Source organism: Mesorhizobium sp. ES1-6, assembly GCF_020164775.1.
Classification (GTDB): Bacteria; Pseudomonadota; Alphaproteobacteria; order Rhizobiales; family Rhizobiaceae; genus Mesorhizobium.
Genome location: NZ_JAIUGU010000001.1, coordinates 534806 through 555890, shown reverse-complemented (window position 1 = coordinate 555890; position 21085 = coordinate 534806). Strand labels below are relative to the sequence as shown.

The following is a 21085-nucleotide window of genomic DNA, read 5'->3' as shown; positions in this document are numbered from 1 at the left end:
TTCACGGCTGTTTCACGGGCTTGTGATATTTCGTTTGACATTCGTTATGAGTTCGAAATAATTCCGCCACGGTTTCGCAAAAGACAAAAATGGTGCAATGCGAAATCGTGGAGGAACTGGTGGACGCATCTTCAATCCGTGACATCTTCGTCATAGGCGGTGGCATCAACGGCTGTGGCATTGCCCGGGATGCCGTTGGGCGCGGGTTTTCGGTCTTTCTGGCCGAGATGAACGATCTCGCCAGCGGAACTTCATCCGGCTCGACCAAGCTCATTCATGGCGGCCTGCGCTATCTCGAATTCTACGAATTCCGTCTGGTGCGCGAAGCGCTGATGGAGCGCGAGGTGCTTTGGAAGAACGCGCCGCACATCATCTGGCCGATGCGTTTCGTGCTGCCCTACGCCAAGGGCCTGCGCCCGGCCTGGCTGATCCGGCTTGGCCTGTTTCTCTACGATCACATTGGCGGGCGCAAATTGCTGCCGGCGACCAGGACGCTCGACATGACGAGCGATCCGGCCGGCAAGCCTTTGAAACCTTTGTTCAAAAAGGCTTTCGAATATTCCGACGGCTGGGTCAACGACGCGCGTCTGGTGGCGCTCAACGCACGTGATGCCGCCGATCGCGGCGCAACGATCCGCACCCGTACCAAGGTGGTCGGCGCGCGCCGCGAAAACGGCCTTTGGACAATCAGGGTCGAAGACCTGCGGACCGGCGAGACCGAAGAGGTCAAGGCGCGGCTGCTGGTCAACGCGGCGGGGCCCTGGGTCGATCACGTGCTGTCCGGCGTCGTCGGGCTGAACGACGTGCACAATGTACGCCTGGTGCAGGGCAGCCACATCGTCATCGCCAAGAAGTTCGACGATCCGCGCGCCTATTTCTTCCAGAACAGGGATGGCCGCATCATCTTCGCCATTCCCTACGAGGACGAGTTCACGCTGATTGGCACCACAGATCAGGATTATCCCGGCGATCCGCATGATGTGAAGATCAGCGACACCGAGATCGACTATCTCTGCGCCGCGGCCAGCGAGTATTTCGCGGTTCCCGTCAAGCGCTCGGACATCGTCTGGACCTATTCGGCCGTGCGCCCGCTCTACGATGACGGCGCCTCCAAGGCGCAGGAGGCGACCCGCGACTATGTGCTGAAGGCCGATGGCGGCGAAGGCGCCGCGCCGATGGTGAACGCTTTCGGCGGCAAGATCACCACCTATCGCCGGCTTTCGGAATCGATGCTTGAGAAGATCGAGGGTTTTCTTGGCAAGCGCGGCAAGCCGTGGACATCGAACGCACCGCTGCCTGGCGGCGATTTTCCGGCCACCGGTTTCGACGCGCAGGTGGCGAAGCTCAAGGGTTTCTATCCCTTCCTCGACCAGCGCCTCGCCCGTCGCCTGACCCGGCTTTACGGGACGCGCGCCCAGGTGCTGCTCGGCCTTGCCAAGTCGATTGCCGACCTCGGCCGCAATTTCGGTGGCGATCTTTACGAGGCCGAGGTGCGCTATCTCGTTGAAAACGAGTGGGCTGTCACGGCGGAAGATGTGCTGTGGCGCCGGACCAAGCGCGGCCTGCATCTTGCGCGTGAGCAGGTTGCCGCCCTGGATGAATTCATGCGCGGCATCAGCCGGCGGCACGTCGCGGCCGCCGAATGAAGAGGGTCTCGAGCTGATGCGGAAGGCCTGGGAGGAGGCGTCATGCTGGAACTGAGAAACGTCACCAAGGCGGTCGGCGCGGCCGAGCACATCCGCGACGTGTCGCTGACGCTCCAGCATGGATCGCTCAACGTCCTGCTGGGGCCGACCCTGTCGGGCAAGACCAGCCTGATGCGGCTGATGGCCGGCCTCGACGTGCCCACCTCCGGTTCGGTCTGGTTCGACGGCCAGAACGTTACCGGGACGCCGGTGCAGAAGCGCAAGATCGCCATGGTCTACCAGCAGTTCATCAATTATCCGGCGATGACAGTCTATGAGAACATCGCCTCGCCATTGCGCGTGGCCGGCGTCGAACAGGCCAAGATCGACAGCCAGGTGCGCGAAGCGGCGGCACTTCTCAAGCTGACGCCCTATCTCGACCGCACGCCGCTCAGCCTGTCGGGCGGCCAGCAGCAGCGCACGGCGCTGGCGCGCGCCATCGTCAAGAATGCCAGCCTGGTGCTGCTCGACGAGCCGCTGGCCAATCTCGACTACAAATTGCGCGAGGAATTGCGGGCCGAACTGCCGAGGATCTTCGCCGCCGCGGGCACCATCTTCGTCTACGCCACCACCGAACCGCACGAAGCGTTGCTGCTCGGCGGCAACACGGCGACGCTGTCGGAAGGCCGGATCACCCAGTTCGGCCCGACCATCGATGTCTTCCGCAGGCCGGTCGATCTGGTTACGGCCAGGACCTTCGCCGATCCGCCGCTCAACACCATCGTGCTGGCCAAGAAGGGCCCGGACTTCCTGCTCGAGGGGGGCGTCAAGCTGCCGGTGCCCGTGGAACTCGCCGGCATAGCCGATACGAACTACACGATCGGCTTCCAACCGCATCACCTCTCGCTCGAGCGGCCCAATGCCTTGGCCGTGCCGGTGCGAGCCAAGGTCACCATCACCGAAATCACCGGGTCGGAAAGTTTCATCCATCTCGATTTCGCCGATGCGCGCTGGGTCATGCTGACCCATGGCATCCGCGATTTCGAAACCGACGCGGTGGTCGAGGTGTTCATCGATCCGCGTCACATCATGGTCTTCGACGAGCACGGCCGGGCCATGACCGCGCCGAAGCTGGCGGCTTGAGGAGGGCGATATGGCACGCATCGACGTCAACCATGTCAGGCATTCCTACCTGCCGAACCCGCAAAAGGATGCCGATTTCGCGCTGCGCGAAGTGCACCACATTTTCGAGGATGGCGGCGCCTATGCGCTGCTGGGGCCGTCCGGCTGCGGCAAGACAACGCTGCTCAACATCATTTCAGGCCTGCTCCATCCCTCGCATGGCCAGCTGCTGTTCAACGGCAGGGACGTGACCAATTTGTCGACGCAGGAGCGCAACATCGCGCAGGTGTTCCAGTTCCCGGTCATCTACGACACCATGACCGTTTACGACAATCTGGCCTTCCCGCTGCGCAATCGCGGCGTGCCGGAAGCCGACGTCGACCGCAAGGTGCGCGAGACGCTGGAGATGATCGATCTGGCATCGTGGGCCAAGAAGAAGGCGAGGGGCCTGACCGCCGACCAGAAACAGAAGATTTCGCTTGGTCGCGGGCTGGTGCGTTCCGACGTCAACGCCATCCTGTTCGACGAACCGCTGACGGTCATCGACCCGCATATGAAATGGGTGCTGCGTTCGCAATTGAAACAGCTTCATCGCCGCTTCGGCTACACCATGGTCTATGTCACGCACGACCAGACCGAGGCACTGACCTTCGCCGACCAGGTGGTGGTCATGTATGATGGCGGCATCGTCCAGATCGGCACGCCGGCGGAACTGTTCGAGCGGCCGCGCCACACCTTCGTCGGCTATTTCATCGGCTCGCCCGGCATGAATGTCATGCCGGTGGCGATCGACGGCAAAACCGCGACGCTCGGCTCACAGCGGATCGAGCTGCCGGGCGCGCCCAAGGCGGGCAGTGGCGCGATCGAGCTTGGCATCCGGCCGGAATATGTGCGGCTCGGCCGCGACGGCATGGCCGTTTCGATCAGCAAGGTCGAGGATGTCGGCCGACACAAGGTGGTGCGTGCCAAGTTGGAGGGCCGCGACATCGCGGCGGTCATCGGCGAGGACGAGACAGTGCCTGCCGAACCGAAGGTGCGGTTCGATCCGGCCGGCATCAACATCTATGCCGATTCCTGGCTAGTTGACATGGGGCGTGTCGAGATGGGGGTGGCATAGATGGACAAGACCTGGAACAACAAGGCTTGGTTCCTGGTGCTGCCGGTGCTGGTGCTGGTGGCCTTCACCGCCGTCATCCCGCTGATGACGGTCGTCAACTATTCGGTTCAGGACACGTTCGGCAACAACGTCTTCTTCTGGGCGGGCACCGAGTGGTTCGAGGAACTGCTTTCATCCAGCCGCTTCTGGGAAGCGATGGTTCGCAACCTGGTCTTTTCCTTCATCATCCTGGCGATAGAGGTGCCGCTCGGCATCTTCATCGCGCTCAACATGCCGAAAAAGGGCTGGGGCGTACCGGTCTGCCTGGTGTTGATGTCGCTGCCGCTGCTGATCCCGTGGAACGTCGTCGGCACCATCTGGCAGGTGTTCGGGCGCAACGACATCGGCCTGCTCGGCTACTACGTCAACGCGCTCGGCATCGACTACAATTACGTGCAGGATCCGTTCGACGCCTGGGTCACGATCATCGTCATGGATGTCTGGCACTGGACCAGCCTGGTCGTGCTGCTCTGCTATGCCGGCCTGGTCTCGATCCCAGACGCCTTCTACCAGGCGGCCAAGATCGACGGCGCCTCGCGCTGGGCTGTCTTTCGCTACATCCAGCTGCCGAAGATGCAGCGTGTGCTTTTGATCGCCGTGCTGCTGCGCTTCATGGATAGCTTCATGATCTACACCGAACCTTTCGTCGTTACGGGTGGCGGTCCGGGCAATTCGACGACGTTCCTGTCGATCGACCTCGTCAAGACGGCGCTCGGCCAGTTCGACCTTGGTCCGGCGGCGGCAATGTCGCTGGTCTACTTCCTCATCATCCTGTTGTTGTCGTGGGTGTTCTACACCGTGATGACCAACTACGACGCGGAGCGTTGAGATGGCAGGCGCCAATGAACGCACCGAACGCAACGCGATGAACGGCACGGCCGCTTCCGAAGGGCTCGCCAGTTCGCTGTCGCAGAGCGAACTCGACAGGCGCATGCGCCGCCGCGGCGAGGAATCGCGCTGGTGGTGGATCGTGCCGACGCTCTACATCATCGTGCTTTTGCTGCCGATCTACTGGCTCATCAACATGAGCTTCAAGACCAATGCCGAGATCGTCAACTCGCTGACGCTCTACCCGCATGCGCCGACAATCGCCAACTACGTCACTATCTTCACGCAGAAGGCCTGGTATTCCGGCTACGTCAACTCGATCACCTATGTCGTGATGAACATGGTGATTTCGGTCACCGTGGCGCTGCCGGCGGCTTATGCCTTCTCGCGCTACCGCTTCCTTGGCGACAAGCATCTGTTCTTCTGGCTGCTGACCAACCGCATGGCGCCGCCGGCGGTGTTCGCCCTGCCGTTCTTCCAGCTCTATTCGGCCTTCGGCCTGATCGACACGCACATCGCGGTGGCGCTGGCGCACTGCCTGTTCAACGTGCCGCTGGCGGTGTGGATTCTCGAAGGTTTCATGTCGGGCGTGCCGAAGGAAATCGACGAAACCGCCTATATCGACGGTTATTCGTTCCCGCGCTTCTTCATCAAGATATTCATGCCGCTGATCGCCAGCGGCATCGGTGTCGCCTGCTTCTTCTGTTTCATGTTCTCGTGGGTCGAGCTCTTGATCGCGCGCACGTTGACCACGACCGACGCCAAGCCGATCGCGGCAACGATGACCCGCACCGTGTCGGCCTCGGGCATGGATTGGGGGCTGCTCGCCGCCGCCGGCGTGCTGACGCTGATCCCGGGTGCGCTCGTGATCTGGTTCGTCAGAAACTACATCGCCAAGGGCTTCGCCCTGGGGAGGGTATGATCCATGGACCTCGATTTCTCCTGGATGGCGTGGACCTGGCCGACGGCGGCGTTCTTCAGCGTCATCGCGCTGCTTTTGCTCGGCATGGGTGTCTGGGAATACGCTTCGCCCGGCGGTCATCCGCGTATCGGCGTGCTGCGCTTCGAGACGACGCGCGGCGACCGCCTCTTCGTTTCGCTGCTTGGCAGCGCCTTTATCCATCTCGCTTGGCTGGGTCTGGTTGGGCCCAGCCTGTGGTGGGCTCTCGCTCTCTCCGTGGTCTACGCCATTGGCGTGTTCCGCTACGTATAGAGGGGGAAACTGATGGGGCGGCCGCGTATCGGCGGACGCTCCAGATCGCACTTGAAACCTTTTTAGAAACTTGGAGGAGACACAATGCGACGGCAATTTTTAACGTCAACGACTGCCCTTGTCCTTTTGCTCGGCGCGGGCCACGCCTATGCCGGAATGGATGAAGCAAAGACCTTTCTCGACAAGGAGATAGGCGATCTGTCGACGCTCTCGCGCGCCGACCAGGAAAAGGAAATGCAGTGGTTCATCGACGCCGCCAAGCCGTTCGCCGGCATGGAGATCAAGGTTGTCTCGGAAACGCTGACGACACACCAGTATGAATCGCAGGTGCTGGCGCCGGCGTTTGCCGCCATCACCGGCATCAAGGTCACGCATGACGTCATCCAGGAAGGCGACGTCGTCGAGAAGATCCAGACCCAAATGCAGACCGGTCAGAACCTCTATGACGGCTGGGTCAACGACAGCGATCTGATCGGCACCCACTGGCGCTACCAGCAGGTGCGCAACCTGACCGACTGGATGGCTGGTGAAGGCAAGGACGTCACCAATCCGGGCCTCGACCTGGCAGACTTCGTCGGCTCCTCCTTCACCACGGCGCCGGACAAGAAGCTCTATCAGCTCCCCGACCAGCAGTTCGCCAACCTCTACTGGTTCCGTTACGACTGGTTCAACGACGAGAAGAACAAGGCCGACTTCAAGGCAAAGTACGGTTACGACCTCGGCGTGCCGGTCAACTGGTCGGCCTATGAGGATATCGCCGAGTTCTTCACCGGCCGCGACGTCGACGGCAAGAAAGTCTATGGCCACATGGACTACGGCAAGAAGGACCCGTCGCTGGGCTGGCGGTTCACCGACGCGTGGCTGTCGATGGCCGGCAATGGCGACAAGGGCCTGCCCAACGGGCTGCCGGTCGACGAATGGGGCATCAAGGTCAACGAGAAATCGCAGCCGGTCGGCTCCTGCACGGCGCGCGGCGGCGACACCAACGGCCCGGCCGCGGTCTATTCGATCCAGAAATACCTGGACTGGCTGAAGGCCTACGCGCCGCAGGAAGCGCAGGGCATGACCTTCTCCGAATCGGGCCCGGTTCCGGCGCAGGGCAACATCGCCCAGCAGATCTTCTGGTACACCGCCTTCACCGCCGACATGGTGAAGCCTGGCCTGCCGGTCATGAACGACGATGGCACGCCGAAGTGGCGCATGGCCCCATCGCCGCATGGCGTCTACTGGAAGGACGGCATGAAGCTCGGCTACCAGGACGTCGGGTCGTGGACGCTGATGAAGTCGACGCCCGAAGACCGGGCGAAGGCGGCCTGGCTCTATGCCCAGTTCGTGACATCGAAGACCGTGGACGTGAAGAAGAGCCATGTCGGCCTGACCTTCATCCGCGACTCCACGATCCACGACAAGAGCTTCACCGAACGCGCACCGAAGCTCGGCGGCCTGATCGAGTTCTATCGTTCGCCAGCCCGTGTGCAGTGGTCGCCGACCGGCACCAACGTGCCTGACTATCCGAAGCTGGCACAACTCTGGTGGCAGGCGATCGGCGATGCGTCGTCGGGCGCCAAGAGCGCGCAGGAAGCGATGGACTCGCTCTGCGCCGAGCAGGAAAAGGTCATGGGCCGCATCGAGAAGTCCGGCGTCCAGGGTGACATCGGGCCGAAGCTCGCCGAGGAACATGATCTCGCTTACTGGAATGCCGACGCGGTCAAGGCCGGCAATCTCGCGCCTCAGCTGAAGATCGAGAACGAGAAGGAAAAGCCGCAGACCATCAACTATGACGAGCTGGTCAAGAGCTGGCAGAAGTAAGACGGTCTATGCGGGCGTTCGCGCCCGTGTGAAACAGGGGAGACGGCGCGTTGCCGTCTCCCTTCTTTGTATCAAGGCGGAGGACGTTGGGATGAGCGGTTTTGTGCTGGCCATCGACCAGGGAACGACATCGACCCGGGCGATCCTGTTCGACAAGGACATGACAGTCGCCGGCAGCGGGCAGAAGGAATTCACCCAGCACTATCCGGCCTCCGGCTGGGTCGAGCACGACCCGGAAGAGATCTGGGCAAGCGTCGTGACGACGGTGAAGGCCGCACTGAAAAAGGCCGGCTGTACGGCTGCCGATGTCGTGGCCATCGGCATCACCAACCAGCGCGAGACCGTCGTCATCTGGGATAGGGCGACGGGCAAACCGATTCACAACGCGATTGTCTGGCAGGATCGGCGCACCGCGCCGCTTTGCCAGAAGCTCAAGAAACAAGGGCTGGAAAAGAAATTCACGCGCAAGACCGGCCTGCTGCTCGATCCCTATTTTTCGGGCACCAAGATCGCCTGGATGCTGGACAAGGTGAAAGGCGCAAGGAAGCGGGCCGAGAAGGGCGAATTGCTGGCCGGCACCATCGACAGTTTTCTGATCTGGCGGCTGACCGGCGGCAAGGTGCACGCCACCGATGCCACCAACGCGTCCCGCACGCTCGTCTACAACATCGCCGAGAATGCTTGGGACGACGAACTGCTTTCCATCCTGCGCATTCCAGCCGCGATGTTGCCCGAGGTCAAGGATTGCGCCGATGAATATGGAATCACAGAGAAAAGCCTCTTTGGCGCCGAGATCAGAATCCTCGGCGTCGCCGGCGACCAGCATGCCGCAACCATCGGGCAGGCCTGCTTCGAGCCGGGTATGATGAAATCCACCTACGGCACAGGCTGTTTTGCGCTGCTCAACACCGGCAGCGATCTGGTGCGCTCGAAGAACCGGCTGCTGACGACCATCGCCTATCGGTTGAACGGCAAGACCACCTACGCGCTGGAAGGCTCGATCTTCATTGCCGGGGCCGCCGTGCAATGGCTGCGCGATGGCATCAAGGTGATCGGCAAGGCCGAACAGAGCGGCAGGCTGGCGGCGGAGGCCGATCCGACCCAGAATGTCTATCTGGTGCCGGCTTTTGTCGGGCTCGGCGCGCCGCATTGGGACGCCGGGGCGAGGGGCGCGATCTTCGGGTTGACCCGCAATTCCGGCCCGGCGGAGTTCGCCCGCGCCGCTCTGGAATCTGTCGCATATCAGACCCGCGACCTGCTGGATGCGATGCGCAAGGACTGGAAGGGCGCCTCCGCCAAGACCGTGCTCAGGGTCGATGGCGGCATGGTGGCGTCGGACTGGACCATGCAGAGACTGGCCGACATTCTCGACGCGCCGGTCGATCGGCCGACCATACTGGAGACGACCGCTCTGGGAGCGGCCTGGCTCGCCGGTTCGAGAGCCGGCGTGTGGCCGAAGGCGCGAGAATTCGCAAAAAGCTGGGCGCTGGAGCGGCGCTTTCAGCCGGAGATGGACGCTTCCAGCCGTGCGGCGAAACTGTCGGGCTGGCGCGATGCCGTGCGCAGGACACTGAGCACCTAAAAAAGCCCGCGCCATTTTGGCGCGGGCCTTCTACTCACAAGCATACGCTACTCATACGCCACTCACACTATCCGCGGATCAGTACGGCGAGCGGCACTCCTGGCGCGGCCCATTGTACGGCTGGAAGGTGTTGTCCGATGCCCGGTAGCTCTTGTAGCGGTCGTAGCACCACTGGACGTGCGAGTTGCCTTCATAGACACGATTGCTCTCGCTGTTGACGATCGCACCGGTGATCAATGCGCCAGTCGCGAAAGCGGCAAGCGGGAACCAGTAATCGCCATGGCGGCGGTAACCGCGACGGTATTCACGATAGCCGCGATGGCCGTTCCAATAACTTCCACCATCATAGTTTCGCGCAAAGTTACGATTGCGGTTGAAGTTGCGGTTGCTGAAGTTTCGATTGCCGTGGCGGTTGTTCATCCAGGGCTTGTAGTCGACGTTCTGTGCATCGCTAGAAGCTGATGACGTCCGCGGCACAAACATCTGGGCTGCTTCCGCCGGCATGGCGGCCGCCGCGGCAAAAGATATTGATAGCGTGGTCGCCAGTATACCCGTTGCGAGCTTGTTCATGGTCTTCTCCTTCGAAAGGGTGATTGACGTCCCTTGTGGCGAGGTAACGAGCGATCTTACCGATGGTTCCTCATGAACCGCCAAGTTGCTGATTTGTAATGTTTCTCGGTTGGGTCGGCAGCCCATCGAAAAGTTCTGCCGGCTGCTCGGGGGATTTGGAGCCTTCGGGGCGTCTTATCAGGCGAAGTGACCATGCTTGAAACAGCTGGCCTTTTGACGCTCTTTTCCGGTTGACCGGTCGCGGCACTCTCCCTATGTTCCGCGCAATTTCGAGGGCGGCCTTTTCGAGCCCGCGGGAGCGCGTAGCTCAGCCGGTAGAGCAACTGACTTTTAATCAGTAGGTCATGGGTTCGAATCCCATCGCGCTCACCATCGTCAAATGTCTTGCCAGCGGTTTTGATTTGTCCGTGTATCTTGTCGCACTCAACGACTGTTCAGATGCTTCATGACAGGTGCACGTCCAAAACGGCGGCTTTCTTGGCGATCAGCCCTTCCAGATCCGCGTCGGATCGCTTCGTGCCCGTCCGTTCGCGCAGCAACGAGATCACGGCGCTCATCGAAAGCCGCGCCGTGCGATCGCTCAGGATGGCGTCCACCGCGCCGGCAACATCGGGGGTCTCGGTCGGTGCTCGCATAATCGGTTCCTTTCTGTTCAGGTCGGCCTCGGCGCCGTTGGCCGGTCCCCTTACGCCGCGGTCGAAGATGACGGCCAAGCCGTTCTTCACAGCGAGGGAGGCGACCATGTCGTCGAGGTCGTGATCGGAAAGCGCTGGCTCAGAAGGATCAGGTTTCAGGGTTCTGCGGATCACTCGGGCAGCCTGGTCCGTGGACACAAAGCCGAAATGCCGTTTTCTGGCCTCGACATATTGCTCGATGATCATACTCAGACGCCGGGCTGCGATATCCCTGGGTTCCTGCATCTGGGCCTCCTTCGACCGCCGTAAGCGCAAGGTCGGCGGCAACAACAGGAAATAGGGCGGCTGCATCGAGCCAAACAGGGGACGGATCGATCATTCGCCGCACCTTCCAATGATTCCGGAACGATCCCGGCCCTGATGCATTTTGGCTCTATGACCAGCTTATTGAGGGACGCCGGGACATGAAGATCGCCCATGTCGCGCCGCTGTACGAATCGGTGCCGCCAAGACTGTACGGGGGTACCGAGCGCATCATCTCATACCTTACCGAAGCGCTCGTCGACCTCGGCCACGAGGTGACCTTGTTCGCCAGCGGCGATACGAAGACCTCGGCCAAGCTCGTGCCGTGCCGCGAAAGGGCGCTTCGTCTCGATCCCCGCCCGCTGAAGTCGGAGATCGCGGCGCATCTGTCCATGCTCGACGAGGTGAGGAAACGCGCCGACGACTTCGACGTCGTTCATTTCCATCTCAGCCATTTCCTGCATTTCCCGTTTTTCCGCGATATGCCGCAACGCACGGTGACGACCCCGCATGGCAGGTTGGATTACGTGGATCTCGCGCAGGCCTATGACCGGTTTCCGCGGTTCCCCATGATTTCCATATCCCGCAGCCAGCGGGCGCGGTTCGCGTCCGCCAATTGGCTGGCGACAATCCATCACGGGTTGCCGCTTGGGCTTTATGAGCCCGATTTCGAAGCGGGCTCGGACGGCACCTACCTTGCGTTTCTCGGCCGAATGTCGCGCGACAAGCGGCCGGATCGGGCGATCGAGATCGCCCGCCGCACCGGCCTGAAACTGAAGCTCGCCGCCAAGGTCGGCGATGGCGACCGCGCGTATTTCGAGGAAGTCGTGCAGCCGCTGATCGATGGCGACCGGGTCGAATATGTTGGCGAGATCGGCGAGGACCAGAAGGCCAGGTTCTTGGGCAATGCGGCCGCCTTGCTGTTCCCCATCGATTGGCCCGAACCCTTCGGGCTTGCGGTGATCGAGGCCATGGCCTGCGGAACCCCGGTCATGGCCTGGAGTTGCGGCGCCATGCCCGAGATCATCGATCACGGGGCCACCGGCTTTGTCGTCGAGACCATCGAGGATGCCGTCGCCTCGATGCCTGCTCTCCTGCAACTCGACAGGCGACGAATAAGAACGGCCTTCGAAAGGCGGTTTTCGGCCGACAGAATGGCCAGGGATTATGTCGCGGCTTATTCGCGGCTGAACGATGGTCTCGAAGAAAGCAGAGCTTCGTAGACCTTCACCCGTTCGGAAACCAACACGGGACAATCTTCTTGACCATAACCCAACTCGACGAGCGCAAGCTCGATCCTGCAATCGCACTGGCTTCACTCGACGAAACCGCGCCCCGGGAGCCGCATCGGCTTTACGCCCTCAAGCACGGTGACTGCTTTGCCGTCGCCGATGCCTATGGCGACATACGCGGTGCCGGCGACGGCTTCTTCCGTGACGACACGCGGATGCTCTCCGAATTTCGCCTGACCGTCGGCGGACGGTCGCTGTCATTGCTTGGCGCATCGCTTAGCCAGGACAACGTCCTGTTCACGAGCAATCTGACCAACCTGCCGATCGAGAGCGCCGCTGGCCGACAGATTCCGCAAGGTGCCCTTCATATCGAGCGGGTCAGACTGCTGTGGCAGGAAAGACTGTATGAACGCATAACGCTCTCCAACTACAGCCGAGAGCATTCGACCATTCTTTTGTCACTGCGCTTCGGTGTCGATTTCCGCGACATGTTCGAGGTTCGGGGTTCGACTCGTCCCAAGCGGGGAACTGCCCACACGGCCGAGATCGATCGGAACTCGGTCGTGCTGCGCTATGAAGGCCTGGACAAGGTGGTGCGCACGTCCGCGATATCGTTTTCGCAGACCCCCGATCAATTGACCTCCGAGCGGGCGGATTTCTTCATCGCGATCACCAAGCGTAGCAGCCAGACGCTTTACGTGGAAGTGGGCGGCGAGACGACAGACCGGCCCGAAAGCGGCCGGTTCCGGGCCGCCGCCGCCCGCGCCCGTTTCGGCATGCGCGCCAAGCGCCGGCATGGCGCGACGCTGCACAGCTCGGGCCGCGTTTTCAATGATTGGATGGAACGCGCCCGCGCGGACGTGGCGTTGCTCACGACGGAATTGGCGACCGGCCCTTACCCCTATGCCGGCATTCCATGGTTTTCCACCGCCTTCGGCCGGGACGGGGTGATTTCCGCCTTGCAGATGCTTTGGCTCAATCCAGGCCTGGCCCGCGGCGTGCTTGCGTTTCTGGCGCAGCACCAGGCGACCGAGACCTCTCTCTTCAGCGATTCCGAACCCGGCAAGATCATGCACGAGACGCGCAAGGGCGAGATGGCGGCGCTCAGCGAACTGCCGTTCGGCCGCTACTATGGCGGTGTCGACACGACGCCGCTCTACATCCATCTCGCCTGCGCCTATGCCGAACGCACGGGAGACACGGCTTTCATCGACAGCCTTTGGCCATCGCTGTGCGCGGCGGCCGAGTGGATCGAAACAGCGAGCCGTTCCACAGGGTTCCTCACCTACCAGCGCGCCGCGGAATCAGGGCTTGCCAACCAGGGGTGGAAGGACAGTTTCGATTCCGTCTTCCATGCCGACGGCCGCATTCCAAAAGGACCGATCGCGCTGGTCGAGGTCCAGGGCTACGTCTTCGCGGCGTTCCAGGGATTGGCAAAGCTTGCGCGGTTGCGCGGCGAAGAGGAGCGGGCGCAGGATTGGGAAATGCGCGCGGATGCCATTCGCCAACACGTCGAACGCCACTTCTGGATCGAAGACCTCGGCTATTATGCATTGGCGATCGATGGCGATGGCCAGCCCTGCAAGGTGCGCACGTCCAATGCCGGTCACCTGCTCTATGTCGGCCTTCCCAGTTCGGATCGCGCACGCATGGTCGCCGACCAGTTGCTGTCGGCTTCGTTCCATTCCGGCTGGGGACTGAGAACGCTGGCCGACGACGCGATCTTCTTCAATCCGATGTCCTATCATAACGGGTCGATCTGGCCGCACGACACCGCGATCTGCGCGGCCGGACTGGCACGATACGGGATCCGCGACAGCGTGGTGCGGTTGATGAGCGGAACCTTCGAATCCGCGGTTCACTTCAACATGCGGCTGCCCGAACTGTTCTGTGGTTTCACGCGCGCGGCCGGCGAAGCGCCGATCGCCTATCCGGTGGCCTGCCTGCCGCAGGCCTGGTCCGCGGGCTCCGCCTTCATGCTCATGCAGGCCTGCCTGGGCCTCCAGATCGACGGCCGGACCAACGAAATTCACGTGACCCAGCCGCGCTTGCCGATCGGTATCGACAACCTCGTCCTTCGCCATCTCTCGGTAGGAGATGTGGCGGTGGATCTGACGTTTCAACGCGTGGGAGATCGTGTCGGCGCCTTCCTCGCCGATGCGCATGAGGGTCTGGTCCCTCTGGTGGTCAGGAGCTGAAAAATCGGAACCATCAGGGGTCCGGAACGTTGGATTGCCATGCCAAGGATGCTGGAGTTCCTGTCGGTGGATTTGCCGCATCGCATTGAAAGGTAATCAATTCGAAATGCCCGACAACAGTTCGTATCTGGTCGTCCCTTCGGCTGCAACGTGGCTCTTCATCATCGCAATTGTCGGTACCTTGTGCATCGCCCTGACGCTGGCGGTTTCGCGGGCGAATCGGGCCAGAAACGCGAAGCGCACTCGCCTCGAAGCAGGGCTCGCCCGCAGTCCGCTGCCGGAATTCGAAAAGAATGGGCAATCCGCTACCGCCGCGCTCGTCCAATGGTCGCCGGAAACCTTGCGTCACATTCTGGCGAAGGAACTTCCGGACGCGCAGGTGATCGTGGTCTCGAACCGTGAACCCTATATCCACAACCGCAACGGCGACGAAATCCAGCTGGTCGTGCCCGCCAGCGGCTTGGTCTCGGCCCTGGAGCCGATTACGCGCGCCTGTGCCGGCACATGGATCGCCTATGGGGGCGGCTCGGCCGATGCACTTGTCGTCGATGAAAATGACCGCGTCGAGGTGCCGCCGGAAAATCCTTCCTATACGTTGCGCCGCGTCTGGCTGAGCGAGGAAGAACTGCAGGGCTATTATCTGGGCTTTGCCAATGAAGGGCTCTGGCCGCTGTGCCACATTGCCTTCACCCGCCCGACCTTCCGCGCTTCGGACTGGGAGGCCTATGAGGCGGTCAATCGCAAATTCGCCGAGACGGTTGTCGCCGAGGCCCGCAACGAACGGCCGATCGTTCTGGTCCAGGACTATCATTTCGCGTTGTTGCCGCGGATGATCCGGGAGCGCCTGCCGGAAGCGATCATCATCACCTTCTGGCACATTCCATGGCCGAACTCCGAGGTCTTCAGCATCTGCCCATGGCGCGAGAAGATTCTCGAAGGGCTGCTTGGCAGTTCAATCGTCGGCTTCCACACCCAGTTTCATTGCAACAACTTCATCGACAGCGTCGACCGCTTCCTGGAGAGCAGGATCGAGCGCGAGGATTCCGCCATCTCCTATGGCGGCCAGATCAGCCTGGTTCATGCCTATCCGATTTCGATCGAATGGGACCCGGCGCGACAGGCCAAGCTGCCCGATGTGGCGCAATGCCGCCGGCTTGTTCGTGAGAAATTCGGGCTGGCGGATGATGTCAGGCTGTGCGTCGGCGTCGAACGTCTCGACTACACCAAGGGCATCCTCGATCGCTTTACCGCACTCGATGAGCTGCTGACGCTCCATCCGGAATGGATTGGCAAGGTCGCCTTCCTGCAGATCGCGGCCCCCAGCCGCGGAAGCTTGCCCGCATATCAACAGCTGCACGAGGAATGTCTGCGCCAAGCCGAGGACCTCAACCGGCGCTATGGCCGTGACGGCTACACTCCCGTCCTCATGGTGACGGAGCATCATTCGCAGGATCAGGTCTACGAAATCTACCGGGCGGCCGACGTGTGCATGGTCACAAGCCTGCATGACGGCATGAACCTGGTGGCCAAGGAGTTTGTCGCGGCGCGCGATGACGAACAAGGTGTCCTCCTGCTGAGCATGTTCGCCGGCGCCTCGAAGGAATTGCTGGAGGCGCTGATCGTCAACCCCTACGACGCCACGATGATGGGAGACGCCTTGTTGCAGGCTTTGACGATGTCGGCGGATGAGCAGCGGCAGCGCATGCAACGGATGCGTGAGATCGTTCGCGAGAACAATGTCTATCGGTGGGCAGGCAGCATGCTTCTCGATGCCGCGCGCTTGCGCAAACGCGTTGCGGTCGATCGCGCCGTCGGCGCGGCCCCGACGTCATCAGGCAATGTGATATCGCTGCTTGATCGCAGACGCGTGGCGGCGCTGTGATGTCGTCCTTGCCAAAACTGTCCGCGCCTGAAGTCCCCAGAGGGCCGTGGTGCCTTTTCCTGGATATTGACGGCACGCTTCTGGAACATGCCGCGCATCCCGACGCGGTGGTTGTCAGCGATGAGCTGCGTACGCTGTTGGCGGGGCTCGAATTGCAATTGGACGGAGCCCTGGCGTTCATCACGGGACGGTCGATCGCCGCGGTCGACCATCTCTTCCAGCCCCTAAGATTGCGCGCCGCCGGGCTCTATGGGCTTGAGCACAGGCTCACGCGTGACGGTCCGGTGGAGGCGGCTGGCGAGCCGGCCGACATTGCCGCGCTTGCCGAGGAAGTCGAAGCGGAACTGGCCAGCGCGGACGTCTATATCGAGCGCAAGGGTCCGATCCTGGCAATCCACACACGCGCGGCGCCGCACTTGTTGCAGCGCGCGACGCAACTGGTCGAACAGGCGCTGGAGAGGTTGCCCGTGGGATATCGGGTGCTGGCGGGTAATGCCGGCGTTGAATTGATGCCGCTGGAGGCAGCGAAGGGCGCGGCAATCAGGCGCTTTTTGGATCTGCCGGCTTTCGAGGGGAAGCGGCCAGTGTTTCTGGGCGACGACACGTCCGACGAGAACGGGTTCGAGGCCGTCAATGAGATGGACGGCATTTCGATTCGCATCAAACCGCGCGGGCCGACAGCAGCGCGATACACGCTTGCCGGCGTGGACGAGGCCTTGGCCTGGCTGGGTGCGGTAAGCCTCGCTCAGGTCCGCTGAGGCGGCTCAGCCTTCCCCGAAAACAAGAGAAACATTGCCGCCGGCGTGACGCTCGAGGCGGCCGGCGAGATCAAGTTCCAGGAGCACCATGAAGACTTGGGCGGGGTGCAGACCGGTGTGGCGAATGATTTCATCGACTGGCACGGGTGTCGGCCCCAGTGTCTCGATCACCTTGGCGCGGTCGCTCTCGCCCGGTGGCGGGGTGGCTGAAAAGTCAGGCGGATCTTCAAACGGCGGCACCTCGGGCGCGCGCATTCCGGTCAGCGGCGCGATCGCCCGGGAAATGTCTGAAGCTTCCGTCACCAGCGTGGCGCCGTCCTTGAGCAGGCCATTGGTTCCGGCGGCGCGCGGATCGAGCGGGGAACCGGGTACCGCGAAGACCAGCCGGCCCATCTCGCCGGCAAGCCTGGCGCTGATCAGCGAACCTGAGCGCTGCGCTGCTTCAATCACGACCAATCCAAGCGCAGCACCGGCGACAAGGCGGTTGCGGCGCGGAAAATCCTGGGCGCGCGGCTGCCAGCCGAACGGCATTTCCGACAGGATGGCGCCGCGCTCGGCAATGTCATCGCACAGGCCGGCATTTTCGGGCGGGTAGGGCAGGTCGAGCCCGCCGGCGAGCACTCCGACCGTACCGGTCGAGAGGCTGCCCTGATGCGCCGCCGTATCGATGCCACGTGCCAGGCCGGAGATGATGCCGTAGCCGTCCCTTCCGAGATCGGCGGCCAGCATGCGCGCCATCTTGATGCCGGCAAGCGACGCGTTGCGCGCGCCGACGATCGCGACCCCAGGCAACCGGAACACCGCGGCATTGCCCTTGATCGCCAGCAGCGGCGGCGGATTGTCCATGCTGCGCAGCAACGGCGGATAGTCTGCCTCGCCAATGCCGACAAAGCGTGCACCGATCCGTCGTGCGGCTTCCATCTCGGCCTCGGCTTCGGCAATGGAAGGGATGCGCACGATCCGGTTGGCGCCGCCGGAGATCATCAGTTCCGGCAGCATTTCCAATGCGACTTCCGCCGAACCGAAGCGGTTGATCAAGTCGCGAAAGGAGGCCGGGCCGACATTCGGAGTACGGATCAGCCGTAGCCAGCTCAGCCGCTGGCGATCGCTGAGACGCGGCCCTGCGGCCGGTTCGCTCACCCCTTGGCTCCGATTTTGCCCTCGGTGCCGGCAAGCAGCCGCGAGATGTTGGCTCTATGCTTGATGAAAACAATGATGCTCATGACCACGAACAGGGCGGCAATCTGGGGTGTGCTCATGAAATAGAGGACGATCGGGACGACGACGGCCGCGGCCAGCGCCGCCAGCGAGGAGAAGCGGAACAAGAAAGCCATCACCAGCCAGACGACGGCGAAGATCAGTGCCACCTGCCAGGCGAGGCCGATCAGCACACCGAGATAGGTGGCGACGCCCTTGCCGCCTTTGAAGCCCAGCCAGACAGGGAAGAGGTGACCGAGAAAGGCGCCAAGGCCGGCCCAGACCGCCGTCTCGGGCGCGAAATGGCCGGCGATCAAAACGGCAGCGGTGCCTTTCAGCGCGTCGAGCAGCAAGGTCGCGGCGGCAAGCCCCTTGTTGCCGGTGCGCAGCACGTTGGTGGCGCCGATATTGCCGGAACCGATCTTGCGCACGTCGCCGAGGCCGGCGGCGCGGGTGAGCAGCAGGCCGAACGGAATTGAGCCCAGCAGATAGCCGAAAACCAGTGCCAGGATCAGGCCGTAAGTCATTGGTTCCCCCGCATTTCCCCCAACCATACCCCACGTGACATGGCCCTGCCGGTTCAGGCTGCAAACACTGTGCGGCCCGCCACCAGCGTTTGCAAGACCTTGCCTTGCAGCCGCGCCCCTTCGAAACAGGTGTTCTTCGAGCGCGAACGAATGCCGCTTTCACTGACGATCCAGGGTTCGTCCAGATCGACAAGCGCAAGGTCCGCAATGGCACCCGGCTTCAGCGTGCCGCCTGGCAATCCAAAAAGCCTCGCCGGCGCGGTGGACAAGGTTTCGATCAGCCTGAGCAACGGCACATCGCCATTGTGGTAGAGGCGCAAGGCCGCGCCCAGCAGGGTTTCGAGGCCGATGGCTCCTGCTGCCGCGTCGGCGAAGGGCAGGCGTTTGGTGTCGACATCCTGCGGATCATGCGAGGAGACGATGATGTCGACCGTTCCGTCCTTCACCGCCTCGATGACAGCCAGCCGGTCTTCCTCGGCCCGCAGCGGCGGCGTCAGGCGAAAGAAGGTGCGATACTCGCCGACGTCGTTTTCGTTGAGCGACAGATTGTGGATCGAGACGCCCGACGTCACCGCCGCGCCATCGGCCTTCGCCCGCGCCATGGCGCTTGCGGCCATCGCCGTCGAGATCTTCGCCGCATGGTATGAACCGCGCGTCAGCCGCGCCAGCGCAAGGTCCCGCTCGAGCGGGATGGATTCGGCTTCACGCGGAATGCCGGAAAGGCCGAGCCAGCTGGCGTACAGGCCTTCATTCATGACGCCGGACGAGCCGAGGTCGGCATCCTGCGTTTCGTGGACGATGGTGGCGCCGAAGTCGCGGGCATAGGTCAGCGCGCGGCGCATCACCAGTGCGCTCGATATGGTGTGCCGGCCATCGGTGAAGGCGACGGCGCCTGCCTCGCGCAGCAGGCCGAACTCCGTCATCTCGCGGCCGTGGAGGCCCTTGGTGATGGCGGCGGCCGGAAAGATGTTGACGACGGCCGTATCCTTGGCGGTGCGCAGCACGAATTCGACCAGCGCCACATTGTCGATCACCGGGTCGGTGTCGGGCATCATGACGATCGACGTCACCCCGCCGGCGGCCGCGGCGATGCTTGCCGAAGCGATGGTTTCGCGATGCTCGCCGCCCGGTTCGCCGATGAAGACGCGGCCGTCGATCAAACCCGGGATAATCGCCTTGCCGGCACAGTCGATTGCCGTGGCGCCGTCGGGGACGCCCTGGTTCAGCGCCGCCTTGCCCGCGGCAACGATTTTCTTGCCATCGACGATGACGGAGCCCACTTCGTCGATCCCGCGCGAAGGGTCGACGATGCGGGCACGTTCAAAGACCGTGATGCTCATGCGCCGCGGCCCTCTTGATTACGGCCCTCTTGATTACGACGCGGATCGAGCAGCGCTTCCATCACCGCCATGCGCACGGCGACGCCCATCTCCACCTGTTCCTGGATGACGCTTTGCGGGCCGTCGGCGATTTCGGAGGCGATCTCGACCCCCCGGTTCATCGGGCCAGGATGCATGACCAGAGCATCGTCCTTGGCCGCCTTGAGCTTTTCGGCATCGAGGCCGAAATAGCGGAAATATTCGCGCACCGACGGCACGAACGCGCCTTCCATGCGCTCGCGCTGCAAGCGCAACATCATCACCACATCCGCGTCCTTGAGGCCTTCCGCCATCGATCGGCAAACGATCACGCCCATCCTGTCGATGCCCGACGGCAGCAGCGTCGAGGGCGCCACCACCCGCACCTGTGCGCCAAGCGCGTTGAGCAGCATGATGTTGGAGCGCGCCACGCGCGAATGCAGGATATCGCCGCAGATCGCCACGATCAGCTTCGACAGCGGACCCTTGGCGCGGCGAATGGTGAGCGCGTCGAGCAGCGCCTGTGTCGGGTGTTCATGGGCGCCGTCGCCGGCATTGACCACAGAGCAACCGACCTTCTGCGCCAGAAGGGCCGCGGCGCCCGCCGACTGGTGGCGGATGATCAATATGTCGGGCCGCATGGCGTTCAGTGTCATCGCGGTGTCGATGAGCGTTTCGCCCTTCTTCACCGAAGAACTCGCCACCGACATGTTCATGACATCGGCGCCAAGCCGCTTTCCGGCCAGCTCGAACGAGGACTGCGTGCGGGTCGAGGCTTCGTAGAAGAGGTTGATCTGGGTTCGGCCGCGCAGGGTCGAGGTCTTTTTCTCGGATTGCCGCGAGATCGCGACGGCCCGATCCGCCCTGTCGAGCAGCAGCTCGATGTCGGCGGGCGAAAGATCGCTGATGCCCAGAAGATGGCGGTGAGGATAGAGTGGCAGGGACGAAGCGTCGGTCATCTCAAGGGGCTGCTATAGGGTGCGGATTTCGCGCCCGCAAGCGCCTGCCTTGGATTGGGGCCGTTCTCCTCAATTTTTTCGTGTAGATAGCCGATTAAACCGGCCGGTATTTTCATCGCGCGCGCGGCAAC

The 21085-nt window shown here is 62.5% G+C and carries 18 protein-coding genes and 1 tRNA gene; 13 read left to right on the top strand and 6 right to left on the bottom strand.

The window, feature by feature from the left end; translation table 11 throughout:
* Positions 1 to 119: 119 nt before the first annotated feature.
* From glpD to glpK, 8 genes are all read left to right on the top strand, one after another.
* Entirely contained in the window at positions 120 to 1646 is a 1527-nt protein-coding gene (glpD, locus tag LB564_RS02955) for a glycerol-3-phosphate dehydrogenase (RefSeq protein ID WP_224534814.1), read from the top strand.
* A gap of 42 nt (positions 1647 to 1688) precedes the next feature.
* The gene (locus tag LB564_RS02950) at positions 1689 to 2768 is read left to right on the top strand and encodes an ABC transporter ATP-binding protein (protein ID WP_224534811.1); all 1080 of its coding nucleotides are present in this window, start codon (positions 1689 to 1691) and stop codon (positions 2766 to 2768) included.
* 10 nt (positions 2769 to 2778) lie between these two features.
* Positions 2779 to 3864, top strand: a complete 1086-nt coding sequence (locus tag LB564_RS02945) for an ABC transporter ATP-binding protein (RefSeq protein WP_224534809.1) — start codon at positions 2779 to 2781, stop codon at positions 3862 to 3864.
* On the top strand, positions 3865 to 4731 hold the full coding sequence (locus LB564_RS02940; protein WP_140701416.1) for a carbohydrate ABC transporter permease: 867 nt from the start codon (positions 3865 to 3867) through the stop codon (positions 4729 to 4731). It begins immediately after the preceding gene.
* A gap of 1 nt (position 4732) precedes the next feature.
* Positions 4733 to 5653 (top strand): carbohydrate ABC transporter permease, encoded by a 921-nt coding sequence (locus tag LB564_RS02935; RefSeq protein ID WP_140701415.1) that lies wholly within the window; start codon positions 4733 to 4735, stop codon positions 5651 to 5653.
* Positions 5654 to 5656: 3 nt separating this feature from the next.
* Entirely contained in the window at positions 5657 to 5944 is a 288-nt protein-coding gene (locus tag LB564_RS02930; RefSeq protein ID WP_224534806.1) for a DUF2160 domain-containing protein, read from the top strand.
* Between the two features lie 84 nt (positions 5945 to 6028).
* Positions 6029 to 7753: an ABC transporter substrate-binding protein gene (locus tag LB564_RS02925; RefSeq protein WP_140701413.1), complete on the top strand. Its 1725-nt coding sequence runs from the start codon at positions 6029 to 6031 to the stop codon at positions 7751 to 7753.
* Positions 7754 to 7844: 91 nt separating this feature from the next.
* Positions 7845 to 9335, top strand: a complete 1491-nt coding sequence (glpK, locus tag LB564_RS02920) for a glycerol kinase GlpK (RefSeq protein WP_224534804.1) — start codon at positions 7845 to 7847, stop codon at positions 9333 to 9335.
* 78 nt (positions 9336 to 9413) lie between these two features.
* Here the strand turns inward: glpK and LB564_RS02915 are convergent, their stop codons facing one another.
* A complete protein-coding gene (locus LB564_RS02915; RefSeq protein WP_224534802.1) occupies positions 9414 to 9905 on the bottom strand; it encodes a BA14K family protein in 492 nt (163 codons plus the stop codon).
* A gap of 296 nt (positions 9906 to 10201) precedes the next feature.
* On the opposite strand from LB564_RS02915, the gene LB564_RS02910 reads away from it, so the two are divergent.
* Positions 10202 to 10277: transfer RNA gene (locus LB564_RS02910), tRNA-Lys, on the top strand.
* Positions 10278 to 10348: 71 nt separating this feature from the next.
* Here LB564_RS02910 and LB564_RS02905 read toward each other — a convergent pair.
* Positions 10349 to 10825, bottom strand: coding sequence for a hypothetical protein (locus LB564_RS02905; protein ID WP_224534800.1), 477 nt, complete (start codon positions 10823 to 10825; stop codon positions 10349 to 10351).
* 179 nt (positions 10826 to 11004) lie between these two features.
* Between LB564_RS02905 and LB564_RS02900 the strand changes: the two genes are divergently transcribed.
* The 4 genes from LB564_RS02900 to otsB all read left to right on the top strand — a co-directional run bounded on the left by LB564_RS02900 (position 11005) and on the right by otsB (position 16913).
* Positions 11005 to 12066 (top strand): glycosyltransferase family 4 protein, encoded by a 1062-nt coding sequence (locus LB564_RS02900; protein WP_224534798.1) that lies wholly within the window; start codon positions 11005 to 11007, stop codon positions 12064 to 12066.
* Positions 12067 to 12110: 44 nt separating this feature from the next.
* Entirely contained in the window at positions 12111 to 14273 is a 2163-nt protein-coding gene (locus tag LB564_RS02895) for a glycogen debranching N-terminal domain-containing protein (RefSeq protein ID WP_224535407.1), read from the top strand.
* Between the two features lie 106 nt (positions 14274 to 14379).
* Positions 14380 to 16155, top strand: a complete 1776-nt coding sequence (locus LB564_RS02890; protein ID WP_224534796.1) for a trehalose-6-phosphate synthase — start codon at positions 14380 to 14382, stop codon at positions 16153 to 16155.
* Positions 16155 to 16913: a trehalose-phosphatase gene (gene otsB / locus LB564_RS02885; protein ID WP_224534793.1), complete on the top strand. Its 759-nt coding sequence runs from the start codon at positions 16155 to 16157 to the stop codon at positions 16911 to 16913. The genes LB564_RS02890 and otsB overlap by 1 nt, the downstream gene beginning before the upstream one ends.
* 6 nt (positions 16914 to 16919) lie before the next feature.
* Here otsB and dprA read toward each other — a convergent pair whose 3' ends face one another.
* From dprA to LB564_RS02865, 4 genes are read right to left on the bottom strand one after another with little or no spacing between them, the layout of a single operon-like run.
* Entirely contained in the window at positions 16920 to 18053 is a 1134-nt protein-coding gene (gene dprA, locus LB564_RS02880; RefSeq protein WP_224534792.1) for a DNA-processing protein DprA, read from the bottom strand.
* Entirely contained in the window at positions 18050 to 18637 is a 588-nt protein-coding gene (plsY, locus tag LB564_RS02875) for a glycerol-3-phosphate 1-O-acyltransferase PlsY (RefSeq protein ID WP_224534790.1), read from the bottom strand. The genes dprA and plsY overlap by 4 nt, the downstream gene beginning before the upstream one ends.
* Before the next feature lie 53 nt (positions 18638 to 18690).
* Positions 18691 to 19977: a dihydroorotase gene (locus tag LB564_RS02870; RefSeq protein WP_224534787.1), complete on the bottom strand. Its 1287-nt coding sequence runs from the start codon at positions 19975 to 19977 to the stop codon at positions 18691 to 18693.
* Positions 19974 to 20954, bottom strand: a complete 981-nt coding sequence (locus LB564_RS02865; protein WP_140701405.1) for an aspartate carbamoyltransferase catalytic subunit — start codon at positions 20952 to 20954, stop codon at positions 19974 to 19976. The genes LB564_RS02870 and LB564_RS02865 overlap by 4 nt, the downstream gene beginning before the upstream one ends.
* Positions 20955 to 21085 lie beyond the last annotated feature (131 nt).